The organism is Bdellovibrio bacteriovorus str. Tiberius (assembly GCF_000317895.1).
GTDB lineage: Bacteria > Bdellovibrionota > Bdellovibrionia > Bdellovibrionales > Bdellovibrionaceae > Bdellovibrio > Bdellovibrio bacteriovorus_F.
In genome coordinates this window covers 737,544-749,936 of sequence record NC_019567.1, presented here as the reverse complement: position 1 = coordinate 749,936, position 12,393 = coordinate 737,544, and the positions used below count along the sequence as shown (strand labels likewise).

The 12,393-nt window shown below is 50.1% G+C and carries 14 protein-coding genes; 6 read left to right on the top strand and 8 right to left on the bottom strand.

Annotated features, from left to right (window positions below; all coding sequences use genetic code 11):
• The first annotated feature begins 100 nt into the window (after positions 1–100).
• Together BDT_RS03655 and BDT_RS03650 are read left to right on the top strand one after the other, a co-directional pair.
• Entirely contained in the window at positions 101–1,246 is a 1,146-nt protein-coding gene (locus BDT_RS03655; protein ID WP_235046250.1) for a hypothetical protein, read from the top strand.
• 94 nt (positions 1,247–1,340) lie between these two features.
• A complete protein-coding gene (locus BDT_RS03650; protein ID WP_015089916.1) occupies positions 1,341–2,357 on the top strand; it encodes a hypothetical protein in 1,017 nt (338 codons plus the stop codon).
• A 152-nt stretch (positions 2,358–2,509) separates the two neighbouring features.
• Here the strand turns inward: BDT_RS03650 and BDT_RS03645 are convergent, their stop codons facing one another.
• Positions 2,510–4,144 carry a hypothetical protein gene (locus BDT_RS03645; protein ID WP_015089915.1) on the bottom strand — a complete coding sequence of 545 codons (1,635 nt, stop codon included), beginning with the start codon at positions 4,142–4,144 and terminating at the stop codon, positions 2,510–2,512.
• Between the two features lie 205 nt (positions 4,145–4,349).
• On the opposite strand from BDT_RS03645, the gene lipB reads away from it, so the two are divergent.
• The gene (lipB, locus tag BDT_RS03640) at positions 4,350–5,009 is read left to right on the top strand and encodes a lipoyl(octanoyl) transferase LipB (protein WP_015089914.1); all 660 of its coding nucleotides are present in this window, start codon (positions 4,350–4,352) and stop codon (positions 5,007–5,009) included.
• Positions 5,010–5,087: 78 nt separating this feature from the next.
• Here lipB and BDT_RS03635 read toward each other — a convergent pair whose 3' ends face one another.
• The 5 genes from BDT_RS03635 to BDT_RS03615 all read right to left on the bottom strand — a co-directional run bounded on the left by BDT_RS03635 (position 5,088) and on the right by BDT_RS03615 (position 8,454).
• Entirely contained in the window at positions 5,088–5,519 is a 432-nt protein-coding gene (locus BDT_RS03635; protein ID WP_235046249.1) for a DoxX family protein, read from the bottom strand.
• 66 nt (positions 5,520–5,585) lie between these two features.
• Positions 5,586–6,014 carry a BLUF domain-containing protein gene (locus BDT_RS03630; protein WP_015089912.1) on the bottom strand — a complete coding sequence of 143 codons (429 nt, stop codon included), beginning with the start codon at positions 6,012–6,014 and terminating at the stop codon, positions 5,586–5,588.
• Complete coding sequence (locus BDT_RS03625) at positions 6,011–6,430, bottom strand: MaoC family dehydratase (RefSeq protein WP_015089911.1); 420 nt, start codon at positions 6,428–6,430, stop codon at positions 6,011–6,013. The genes BDT_RS03630 and BDT_RS03625 overlap by 4 nt, the downstream gene beginning before the upstream one ends.
• An 18-nt stretch (positions 6,431–6,448) precedes the next feature.
• Positions 6,449–7,792 (bottom strand): PhoH family protein, encoded by a 1,344-nt coding sequence (locus tag BDT_RS03620; RefSeq protein WP_015089910.1) that lies wholly within the window; start codon positions 7,790–7,792, stop codon positions 6,449–6,451.
• A gap of 152 nt (positions 7,793–7,944) precedes the next feature.
• Positions 7,945–8,454: a PilZ domain-containing protein gene (locus BDT_RS03615; RefSeq protein WP_015089909.1), complete on the bottom strand. Its 510-nt coding sequence runs from the start codon at positions 8,452–8,454 to the stop codon at positions 7,945–7,947.
• Between the two features lie 125 nt (positions 8,455–8,579).
• Here BDT_RS03615 and BDT_RS03610 point away from each other — a divergent pair, with 125 nt between their 5' ends.
• Positions 8,580–9,434 carry an energy transducer TonB family protein gene (locus tag BDT_RS03610; RefSeq protein ID WP_015089908.1) on the top strand — a complete coding sequence of 285 codons (855 nt, stop codon included), beginning with the start codon at positions 8,580–8,582 and terminating at the stop codon, positions 9,432–9,434.
• 9 nt (positions 9,435–9,443) lie between these two features.
• Here the strand turns inward: BDT_RS03610 and BDT_RS03605 are convergent, their stop codons facing one another.
• Complete coding sequence (locus BDT_RS03605) at positions 9,444–10,163, bottom strand: DUF3750 domain-containing protein (protein WP_015089907.1); 720 nt, start codon at positions 10,161–10,163, stop codon at positions 9,444–9,446.
• 62 nt (positions 10,164–10,225) lie between these two features.
• A complete protein-coding gene (gene msrB, locus BDT_RS03600) occupies positions 10,226–10,642 on the bottom strand; it encodes a peptide-methionine (R)-S-oxide reductase MsrB (RefSeq protein WP_015089906.1) in 417 nt (138 codons plus the stop codon).
• An 87-nt stretch (positions 10,643–10,729) separates the two neighbouring features.
• On the opposite strand from msrB, the gene BDT_RS03595 reads away from it, so the two are divergent.
• Both BDT_RS03595 and BDT_RS03590 read left to right on the top strand, forming a co-directional pair.
• A complete protein-coding gene (locus tag BDT_RS03595) occupies positions 10,730–11,302 on the top strand; it encodes an outer membrane beta-barrel protein (RefSeq protein ID WP_015089905.1) in 573 nt (190 codons plus the stop codon).
• Positions 11,299–12,348 carry an aminopeptidase gene (locus BDT_RS03590; RefSeq protein ID WP_041576978.1) on the top strand — a complete coding sequence of 350 codons (1,050 nt, stop codon included), beginning with the start codon at positions 11,299–11,301 and terminating at the stop codon, positions 12,346–12,348. The genes BDT_RS03595 and BDT_RS03590 overlap by 4 nt, the downstream gene beginning before the upstream one ends.
• Positions 12,349–12,393 lie beyond the last annotated feature (45 nt).

Sequence of the window (12,393 nt, the reverse complement as noted above, 5' to 3'; positions counted from 1 at the left end):
AACACGAAGCGCGTTTAATTCATTTTCAATTAGGTCCTTGGCCCGGCGTTTTATGGGAATCTTGTTGAATTGGCGCATCAAAAATGGAAATTTGCGTCGCATGAAAGCCACATTCGCATTTGCCCTTGCCCTGTTTCTGGGTCTTCAGGCCAACGCCGCCTGGGACCTGAATGACGTCTCTTACCTGATGCCTTTGCCGGCCCGTTTTGGCGACGACAATCTGATGGGCATCACCACCCCCGGCCGTGGCGGTCCGCTGCTGAACCCGGCATTTATGGGAACGATTCCTCCGCTGACTCCGGTGATGAGCGAAAACGACGTGGCCGAATCCCTGCGTGTGATCGCCGTGCGCATCGATCCGTGCTTCCCACTGCCAACCCCACAGTCCTGCCAAAAACAAATCCGCCTGGTATGGCAACCGCTGGAACCAGGCTTCCGCAACCGCGTGCAATCCGTCGATGCAGCCCTGCACAGCTTCTATGTGCTAAGCGATGCTGACTTTGATTCCCTGACAAAAGATCTAATGGCGTGGAAACTTCGCAACAAAGTCGAAACCAAAGGTCTGCCTCTGCAAGTGCACCCCGCTTGGGCCGTACAAGCCGACAAATCCCCGGCGTTGTTAGAGTTCAACCAAATCGTGCGCAAATACGCAGGCCCCGCAAACCTGACCCGCATCACCGCGATGGTGGTCCGAGGCGCTGGCGACATGTGGTCTTTCTCGGGCTTTGAAGTGCGCAATGGTCAGCTAAAACTGATGAAGATCCCACGCCTGGACAGATCAGCCCAAGCCTTCGTCAACTTCGCAGTCCCATCAGACCACTTCGAACGCGGCCTTATTTCCCCAGAAGCCACCGGCGAAGATTCATTCAACAAGGTCATCGGCAATTCCGCCCGCATGAAAACAGGCAACGAAGACCTGCTAAGAAAAGAACTGCGCGCCATCCACCGCGCCGAAGACCCGCACAGCTTCAACCCAGAAAACATGGACTGCGCCAGCTGCCACGTAGCCCAGCCAGCAAGAGTATGGCTGGAAAGAAACCGCACAGATCTAAATCTAGAAAGCCTGTGGAACGCTCACGCCTATAAAAACCCAGCTTATGACTTAACAAACGTAAGCCCCGACCAAAAAAACACCCAAATCATCCGCGCCTTCGGCTATTTCATGGAAAACCCAGCCATCAGCCAAAGAGTCATCAACGAATCCGCCGAAGTAGCCAAAGCCCTAAACCGCATCCTACAGAATTAAATTTGTACTCTAGACCAATGGACTGAAAACAAATATAAATTTGCTTACTTTCAAACAAAATAAAAAGATAAGGATCCCAACACAAAGGATCCCTATGAATAGCGCAATTCTTATTTTCGCAATGACTTTGCTTTTCGCCGCTCAAAATTCTTCGGCGCAAGAAGCGGACAAAAACCAAGCAACCTCCACCGAAGCTGCCGAAACTCCTAAAACATCGGCATATACAATAAAGCAGGTAATTCCCTCTCAAAACTTAGTTGTTGCAGAAACTTCCAATTCCCTTGAAACACTGAGCCCCGGCAAAACTTTTCTTGTTACGTTTCCGAACAACAAACAATGCTCTCTTATACTTAAAGGCAAAAAGGATTCATTGCTCACTCTCAGTTCGAAAGAGTGTCTAAATCGCGAAGAAATCACGAAAGATCTTCCTATAGAGTTGGCTCTGATCGAAGAAGAAAGCAATTCTCAACATACTCCATCAACTCCACAGGTAGCTATGGACGAGCTTCCAAGTTCTTTGGAGGAAAGATGGGCATCCGGTCCAAGACTCGGCTTTTCAGTTTACTATGCTTCAGCAAACCAGGCTAATTTTGAAGATGTATATGCCACCACATCAAGTGGGAGCGGTAATCTGAATGCAGAATTTGGTACGGATTCTTCAGTTGGCATTGGACTAACATTCGCCAGAATGAAACCTCAAAACTGGGGAATTTCAACGAGCCTTCTTTTAGAAGTCGGTCGTAAAATCAACACTATTAAATTCACAGGTAGTGGTGGCACAGCTTCTGGTAACTTTACCGGAACTAAGCCGAAACTTTCATTTCTGATTGGAGAGGCTGGGTTAGCTTATCGATGGAATACCTTTTATATTCCGTTCGGCTTAAACCTAAGTATCCCAACCCTAACTGACACAGACGGTTCTTCAGTTGAAATTTATGGTGGATTGGGTGCCTACTTTGGCGCAGGCGTTCTTCTAACTGAAAACTCATCCATCGATTTTATAATCCGATCGGTGGCCTTAAACATGACACAGACATCTGGCACTAGTTCTATTGATTACGGTCGCGGAAGTATGACTGGTTTCAGTCTCGGATATAAATACTGGTTCTAAAACCAAACCAACCCCTAGAAAGGCGGTTGGTCAAAAAGGTCCAGATGCAAGGCGGAGGGCTTTTTGCGAAACGGAGGCGTGCTCCAAGCACGTCGGAGAGAAGCAAAAGGCCCGACAACGAAGTCAGATGGGCCTTTTTCACCAACCGAAGCTTACTTGATACAAGAGTAGTAAACTTCGTAATTCCCCTGAGGCAGCATTTGGTCAAAGACTAGATTAAGCCCTTCCATCTTGCGAGTGCCATCATACACCTGCCCATCTTTCAGAACCAGGATGGATCTCATGGCATCCACAACTGGCGCACAAGTCAGAGTGATGGACTTCAAAGTCTTGCGCACACCTTCGGCGATCCCCTGAACTTGAGCTGCATAATCAGATGCACACACGTCACCGATCACACCGCCGGTCAGTTTGGAAATCTGTTCGTAACGGAAGCCTGCTGAATAACCTTCACCCTTCAAGCACGCCTGATCGTCAGGGCGGGCGATGATGGAATGGAAGCTCATGGCTTTCTGGGAACCGAAGCTGTCAGCCACGAACTTCACAAAGTTCGCAGGATCATTTTTCGCACCGTTGGCAGATTCATCTTCGTCCGAGATCACCACGACAGCCAGCTGGGAATCGTTACGGATGAAGTTCGCGTTGCCACCGGATGCCGTCATCGAGCGTTCAATCGCGCGGTAAGCGGCGAAGATACCTTGCTCACTGCCGGAACCGGTTTCTGATCTTTGCAAAGTGTTGCTCAAAGTTGTGCGGGCTTCGGCGTCGTTCATGGAAGATGTCAGAATGTACTGGCCGGGCTTGTTATAAAGAGGAACCAAACGGCCGTCCCCCAAAGTTTTGTGTACCGGATCGGTGGTGGTCACGGCAATCTGCCAGTCCAGACCTTTCACCACATCCAGGAAGTTGCGCACACGGGACGCCATGGATTTCTGTTCGTACTCCATGGATCCCGAGTTATCGATCACGAACAAAATATCCACTTTCTGGTATTCGTTCACTTTCACGTTGTTCACCATTTGTTTGTACATGGAGGAAACTTTGAACGAGATGGATTTTTCAGAAGCATGACCCAATTTATCTGTCGCGGAAACTTTCAGGGTGTAGTCACCACCGGCAAGTTTTGGCAAAACGATCTTGTTCTGTCCGGCAGCACATGCCTTGGTGGAAGCACCCATGGAACAAGTCACGGAAGCCACACCGGCACCTGCGTCAGTCACTGTGAAGATAAGCTCCACATCCAGGCCTTCTTCAACCGGAGCGGATGGGTATTTTGCAAACACAATGTCCGGACCGACCTGGTCAATATAGATACGGCGAACATAGCAGGAACTGGTGCGACCATCATGATCGCGGAACTGCACACTGACTGGAACATTCTGATTGGTCTTGGAGCTTAGCAGAACCCCAGAGTCCGCATAGTCCACCCAAGTGCCGCCACCGCAGGATTCATTTTCAGAAACCTTGGTGTAAGCCGTGTGGAAAGGAGGATAGAAATCAAGACTGAGGTTTGTGGACGCCGTCAGAACTGCGCCTTTGTTGATATCAAAACCTTCAGGGTCTGATGGAGCCGGCACACTGCCACCGTTGTCACCACCTGAACCGGTGCTGCCTTCTTCGGTGCTGCCACCGCTGGATCCGCCACCAGAGCCTGTTTCCGGCTCAGTGATAACGCTGAAGTCACCGTTATTGAGGTCTTGCTTCACCTCAGTGCCACCGCCGTTGTCCAGACATCCTGTCAGAGCGATCGCGGCGATCAATGTGCTCATCAGTCCTAGATTCTTCATACCCTCTCCCTGCTTCTTTGTGTTCCTGAAACCATTTTGGGGGCATGTTCCGTGGCTTTTCAAACGAATCTCATTTTGAAATTTTTGTGACTAGTGCGTTTACACCTCGAATGAAATTGCTGTCCAAAGATTGCACACTGCCCTCTGAATTGGACCTTTGAAGAGAAAGAATGACTTGGACTTAAATCGGTGGCACAAACAAATCATGGCTGATCTGATTTTTCAGGATTGGGGACTTATCAACTATGATGAGGCTCTGAAAAAACAAAATGACCTGGTGGAAAAGGTGCACACCGAAGACCTTCCGGGCGTTCTGGTGTTCTGCACACATCCTCCGGTGGTGACTGTGGGTCGCGCCACTCAGGCCGAAGATGTCTTTGCCTGGCAGGGCCCGCTGGTGGAGGTCACTCGCGGGGGCCGCGCCACTTATCACGGTCCCAGCCAGCTTGTGATCTATCCAATTTTGAATCTGGCCCACACCCGCAAGGGCCGCAAAGACCGCGAGATCAATCCTTACTTGAAAGTGTTTGAAGACGCCATTGTCGACGTACTGAAAACCTATGGCCTGTCGGGTATCGAGGCACGCTCTTCATCCAAAAGCAGCTTCAACCGCACGGATGCCGATGACACTGGTGTGTGGGTCAAGGATCACAAGATTGCCTCTGTCGGCGTGGGTGTGCGCAAATGGGTGGCCTTCCATGGGGCCGCCATCAATCTGACCCATGATGAAAAAGCTTTCCAAGGACTTCGTCCCTGCGGTTTCCCACCGGAAGTGATGATCAGCCTTGAACAACTGACGGGGGCGAAAGTGAATGTCAGTGAATTCAAAGAAAAGCTGAAACGCCGTCTGCTGGACGTTCTATAGAGCCAATTGAAATTTCTGCAGATCCAAATAAAAAAAGGAGCCTTCCGGCTCCTTTTTCATTTTAACGTGTGCAAGGAACTATTTCTTTTTCGTGATCAGGTGATCCACTGACCAGCGGCCAGCTCCGTGCAGAACAAAGAACAAACCGGTGAACAGATACAACAGGCCCATTTCCTTTTGACCAAACGGATCCGCCGCATGAACACCGAACACCGCCACCATCATGGTGAATACCATGAACGCAGCTGCGGGACGGGTCAACAGACCCAACGCCAGCAAAATACCGCCGGCAAATTCAGCCAATCCAGCACACCAAGCAAACAGCTCCGGCGCTGGGAAGCCCATTGAACGCACACCTTCCACCAGCATTTCCGGAGGAGGAATTTTTCCCAACCCATGAGAGAAAGCCATGGTCAGGCCGATGAACACGCGCAAGACCGTCAGCGCAAAGTCATCCATCTTGGTATTGAAATTTCGTGGGGCAATCAGTTTATTCAGCAGGGTTTTCATCAGTGAATCCTTTCTATGATGTTCATCCATAACGCAATGTGGGCCTAAAAAAGAACCGGGAACCTTTTATTTCAATTCGGGGGCGGATGCGCGGAACTTTTTCAGGATCGGCATGATAAGACCACGGCGACTCAGATCGCTGGATACGACCGATTCGAAAAGCTCAATCAGATGGTTGGTTGAGGATGTGGTGATATCACCGTCGTGAAAAGCCATGGACCAATCCGGGAAAAGACGTTCTTCCCCGATGGTTTCAATCAAAACTTTGACGGAATAGTTGCGATCATCCTCGCGGATGGCGTCCAGCACTTTGCGCACGGGAGCTTCTTCACCCTCAAGGAGCTGCACGAAATATCCATCACGGAAAATCAGCAGGCCCGTAATACCCAGACGGGCATTGTTCCGGCGCGAGACTTCGAGGATCTCACGGATGTCCGTGTAGCTTAGATCCTCGGCCGCCTTGCTGAAGTAGACCAGATGGAAGACTCCGCTCATATGCCGGCAGGGCCAGTCGTTGACATCATGATCACGGCATCACCCTTAACCACGACATCACCATTGACCTTCGCCACGTTGGTTTCAACTGTAGCGATGCCTTTTTCTTTTCTCAAACCCGTGATTTTGATGGTGATAACAATTGTATCATCAACGAATACCGGGTTTACGAATTTCATATTTTGAGCAAGGTAAATACCACCCTGACCGATACCATCAACAAGCGCTCTGGAAATCAGAGCGCCAACGATCATACCGTGGGCAATACGGCGACCAAAACGGGTTTTTGATGCGTATTCATCATTCAAATGAATTGGATTGTGATCTCCGGATAGCTCCGCAAATTGCTGGATCATTTTGTCCGTCACTTGCACAGTTACCTTTGCTTCAAATCCTACATCAATCACTTCAGCCATGAAAAAACTCCTAAAAACCTACAAGATATTTGCTGCCAGCTCGGCCAGCTCAGATCTTTCACCTTTGGTCAGAGTCACATGGGCCGCAATTGGATGGCCTTTGAATCTCTCTACCGCATAGGTCAAACCGCTGTTCGCGGAATCCACGTATGGATTATCGATCTGATAGACGTCGCCCGTAAGGACAACCTTCGTCCCTCGACCGGCACGCGTAACAATTGTCTTGATCTCGTGCGGAGTCAAGTTTTGTGCTTCATCGACGATCAGGTACTGCTTCGGAATGCTGCGACCGCGAATGTAAGTCAGAGGTTCAATATTCAACATCCCCTGATTGATCAATTCTTGCGCACGACCGGCAGCTTTTTTGTCCGCACCCATCAAAAACTCTACGTTATCGAAGATAGGCTGCATCCAAGGATTCAATTTCTGCTCGATGTCACCAGGAAGATAACCAATATCGCGTCCCATAGGGAAAATCGGACGGGAAACCAGCAAACGCTGGAACTGCCCTTGATCCAAAGTTTTATGAAGACCCGCAGCAATCGCCATCAAAGTTTTACCCGTACCGGCTTTACCCACCAGGGATACAAACATGATTTCGTCATTCAGCAAGCAGTCCAATGCGAAGGCTTGCTCGACATTTCGTGCGTGAATACCCCAGATTGAATCAGCGGCCTGCATCAAAGGAACGATGGCCTTATCCGCCAGGCTGTAACGACCGATCGCAGAATGATTCGGGTTCGCCGCATCCTTCATGATCACGTACTGATTACCGTAAAGCTTTACATCGGTGATGAAGCGCTTTTCGCGATAGAAAGCATCGATCTGTTCTGGAGACACCATGATCTCCTGATAACCTTCGTAAAGATCGTCACGGTTGATGTCGTTGGCATCATAGTCATTGGCAACAACGCCGTAAACGTCGGCTTTGATACGCAGATTGATATCTTTGGTGATCAGCTCAACTTTGTAGCGCGGGTGCTGCTTTTGCAAAGCCAAAGCAGTGTTCAGAATACGGTTGTCCGCTTTCTGATGATCCAGCTCTGACGGCATACCTGCCAGCATCAGATCCGTGTTGATGTAAACCATGGTTTCGGAGTTGTCGATCTGAACACCACTGGCCAAAGAGCCCTTGGAGCGCAGCACATCGATAAAGCGGCTGAACTGACGCGCATTTCGACCGTTTTCACCCTGGTCACGTTTGAACTTGTCGACTTCCTCGATCACAGAGATAGGAATATGAACATCGGCCTCACCGAATCTCAGGATCGCCTGGGAGTCGAAAAGGATCACGTTCGTATCGACAACAATTTTTCTGCGCTTAGATTTGCTCAATGGACACCCTCCGTAGTTATAGTCCATGCGATCTGCCCGCTTGTTAGCTGCAGATACTCCACAGCTAAATTGCAACAAATCGCAGGACCAAAGTCCACGCAAAACGGCGTCCCAAAAAATAAAAAGACCCGGCGAAAAAAATCACCGGGCCTTTGCAACTTTCAAAATGTCAGGACAATTTAGGAAATGTGAGAAACAAGAACGTCGCCGGAATCTGTTTTCAGACTGGCACTGACGTTTTCAATGAACTTCACAAAGTGATGAAGCGCTACATCATTCATCGTGCCTTTGACAAAACCAGCACCATGACGAACAACGCCCTCGTCTTCGATAGCACGGCTGTTGGACACAGTGATCGTGAATGGGAAGTACGTGGAGTGATTCAAATACACTCGCATCGCCACTTCGTCGCCGGTCACAAATCCACCTTCAGCCAGCTCCAGATCGAAAGCCAAACCGTTTTCAGAAATGTCGTAAAGTGCGGCCTTCAAAAGACCCTTCTCAGGAAGTACGACAAAAGCTCCCACAAACTCAGTTAAAATTGTTCTTTTTACGTCACGACGGTCACGGCTTAAAATTTCCTGGCGGGCCTCTGTAATGTCGAGAACCTCTGCGCGGACCTCAATTTCTTTGATTTCCAAAGAATTCTGAGCTCTTAGGCGTGGCGTAATATCGAGAACTTTCCCCATTTTTCCCCCTGTTGACTCATTTCTTATCGGCAGAATGTGTTTCAACTTTAGCCGTCTTGCCCAAAGGTCCAGTTTCGGCTTAAAATGAGACAATGGCAGTCCTTAGGGCGATTCTCTGCAGTTTTATGTTCCATTTTTTGGTCATCGTGGGCCTGATCTGGCTTGCGCCCAAACTGCATCTGCCCGAACCCGAAGTGATCGAAGTCACGCTTTCCGAAGAACAAAAGATCTTCAACGCCTTAAAACCCAAAGACCGCTCAGTCGTGCGCCAGGCCGTGGTGCCGGAAAAAATGAAACTGCCCGAAGATGAAACTCTGGCGCGCTTCCTGTCCGAACAAAAACAGCGCGTGAAAGAAGAAACTCAGGCGGCAAAATCAGGCATGACCCAAAATCGCAGCAACCGCGAAAGTGCGGTGAACAAACCAGAGTCGGCCCCGCCAAAAGTGGCTGAACAGAAAAAACAGCAGCACAACACCGAAGATGTCGACAAAGACGGCTATCGCAATGTGGATATTTCCAAAGAACTGGCCGAGATGAAACGCTACGACGACGGCTTTTCTTCCGTCGGCGAATCCCTGCCAACAGATGTGAAGGTTGGATCCTTCACGGCGCTGAACACCGATCGCTATTTGTTTTATACTTTCTATGCGCGCGTGGAAGAATTGATCCGCTACCGCTGGGAAACCCGCGTGCAGCAGGCCATCGATCAGTTCGATCGCATTGACCGCATCAATGCTGGCAACCGCAACTGGGTGACTCAGGCTGAGTTTATTCTGGATCGCAACGGCAATCTGCGTTCGGCTTTGATCATGAAAAGTTCAGGAATCAAAAACTTTGACATGGCAGCGGTGAATGCTTTCAAAGAAGCCCGCATCTTCCCGAACCCCCCGCAAGAGATGGTGAAAGAGGATGGCTACATCCATCTGGTGTTTTCTTTCACCGTGCGCTACAGCCCACCAGCCCTGGTGAACCGCAACTAAAAGTCACGACTAGGGCTTGTCGCTCATTCCGACCCGACCGACCATCGGCAGCTTCAATGCCGGGCGCATGAAATCAACTCCGAAGTTAAGCCCCAGCAGATTCAGTTCAACTCCCTCACCCAGTCCCACGGTCAGCCCGAGCATTCCAAACAACGAAAACTGCACGCCGGTTTTGGATTCGCTCCAGCCAACGATATCGGCCTGATTGATCCAGTCCTTGCCGATGGCGTGCGGCGGCAGTTCCACCTTCAGCTCGGGCACATTGCGGATGATATGGGAAATGAACGTGTTGCTGTTCGGGCCCGGATAGGCGCGATAGGTGCTCTTGTAAGCATAATCTTTTGCCAGCCTGTCGATCTGGGGGATTGCGGCTTCAGCTTCGGCACCACGCAGATCTTCAATCAACTCGGGCTTCGCACCAAACCAATGACGATCCGGAATGTCCGATTCGATACGCACGGATTCAAGGCCTCGTTTCACACGCCAGCCAATCACGTGGTAGGTCATGTAGTGATCGGCATCTTTGGCCTTGGTCGCAATCCAGGAATGAACTGCGAAGTATCCACGCCAGCTGACGGTGCGTGCGGCGTACACCTGCACCACCGCGCCTTTTTCTTCCTGTGGAGTCGGCGCCAGATGAGCGCTGTCCCGCGTGGCCGTCCGCCAATCCTGCGCCTGTGATTGAACTCCCAACAACATGAAAGCAATAAAAGATCCGATGAATTTCATTTCACCAGTATGGACTAATTTTTATTTTTTTGCGGGATTAAATGCTGAGGTCTGCTCAGGACTCATCCTTTGCGCGGAATAAATTTCAGCGACGCCGAGTTGATGCAGTAACGCAGCCCCGTGGGTGCCGGCCCATCATCAAACACATGCCCCAAATGAGAATTCGACGAAGACGCCCGCACTTCAACCCGAGTCATCCCGTGAGAATAATCAGCGATCTCAGTCACCGCGTCCGCAGAAATCGGACGGGTGAAACTGGGCCAGCCCGAGCCGGATTCAAACTTGTCGTCACTGGAAAAAAGCGGCACGCCCGAAATAGCATCCACATAGATGCCGTGTTCATGATGATTCCAATATGCATTCTGGAACGGACGCTCGGTGCCGTTTTCGACCATGATGCGATATTGTTCAGGGGTCAGAATCTTTTTAAGCTCCCCTTCGTCTGAGGGCAGCCCGCATTTTAAAACTTTGTCAGCCATACTTTGGTTGTACCCGGTCCAGGAGCTTTAGTCCAGAGTGTGGCCGATTTCATGTTGTTCGCCACTCAACCTTGCTACTATGTGAGAATGAAGAAGTTTTTATCCCTGACCCTACTGGCCGTTCTGATTTCGACCTCTTTGCCCGCTTATGCGATGTTCACAGAACTGGGCCTGTCCTACGGAAGAAAAACCACCACCTTTGACAAAGACAACTCTTTCGACTCTGAATCCATCACAGGGTCGCTGTCCCTATATTTCCTGGAGCGCCTGGCTTTGGAGCTAAGTTACACCGATGCGACAGGCCTGCGCGAAGAAAAAGCCAGCCCATCGGATGCGCGCCGTACGACGACACAAAAATCTCAAATTCTGGGCGCGGATTTGATTCTGGTTTTCGCGGACAAGACCGCCCTGTTCCAGCCATACATCAAAGGCGGCGGCGCCCAGATCAGCCGTTACCAGCAGATCAAGATCGAAGGTCAGGACACCTACACTATCGAACCTGAATCCGTCACTGTTCCCAGCTATGGTGTAGGCTTAAAAATCAAAGTCACCGAGTCTTTGGGTATCAAGCTGAGCTATGACGTGTGGAAAACACCGATCGGCGATGGTCTGCAAACAGACGACAGCTCTATCCGTGCCGGCGTGACTTGGGCACTATGAGGCTGAAACCTGGCCTGATACTTCTTGCCGTAGCCACCCTGAACAGCGGATGCCAGATGGGCTATCTGATGAAGTCCGGCTATGGACAGATGAAGCTGCTGAACAGCCGCGTCCCCATCGACGAAGCGCTGAAAGATCCGGGTCTTGATGAAGGCAAAAAGAAAAAGCTGCTTCTGGCGCAGGAAGCCCGCGCCTTTGCCGAAACCGAACTGCATTTGAAACCCACCAAAAACTATACCTCGTACGTTGAGCTGGGCCGCCCCTATGTCACCTATGTCGTCAGCGCGGCACCGAAGTGGGAACTGAAGCACCATCAGTGGTCTTACCCGTTCATGGGCAAAATGCCTTACAAAGGTTATTTTAACGAAGACGATGCCAAGGCAGAGGAAAAATCCCTGCAACAGGACAACCTTGACACCTACATGCGGGGTGTTTCCGCTTACAGCACGCTGGGCTGGTTCAATGATCCGATTTTAAGCTCCATGCTTCGTTATGATGATTATGACCTTGTGAACACCATCATTCACGAAACCGTGCACGCCACTTTGTATATTAAAAACTCTGCTGACTTCAACGAACGCCTGGCCACTTTTCTGGGCAACAAAGGGGCTGAACTTTTCTATCACAAAAAAGAAGGTGCGGAATCTCCGACACTGAAGCTGATTCAGTCGGAAAATGACGACAGCAAAGTGTTTTCGCAATTCATTTCAGCCGAGCTGGATGCACTTGAAAAATGGTACAAAGAGCTTCCTGCCAGTGAAAGATCGGAAGAAAAACGCGCGCAGCGAATTCAGCAGATTCAGAGCAAATTCTCCTCTGAAGTCGTGCCGCGACTGAAGACGGACAGCTACAAAAGATTCGCCGAAGCGAAGCTGAACAATGCAAGATTGCTGGTGTATCGCACGTACATGCAGGACTTGAGTGACTTCGAAAAGCTGTACGAAGCAAGGGACCGCAACTATTTTTCGTTCATTGAAGCCTGTCGCGGTCTTGAAAAAGCTAAAGATCCGTCCGCAGAACTCAAAAAACTGCTTAGTCACCCGTAAGGGTTACCCCCCCAAAAACAGGCCTGTTCCACATTGTTCTGTTTA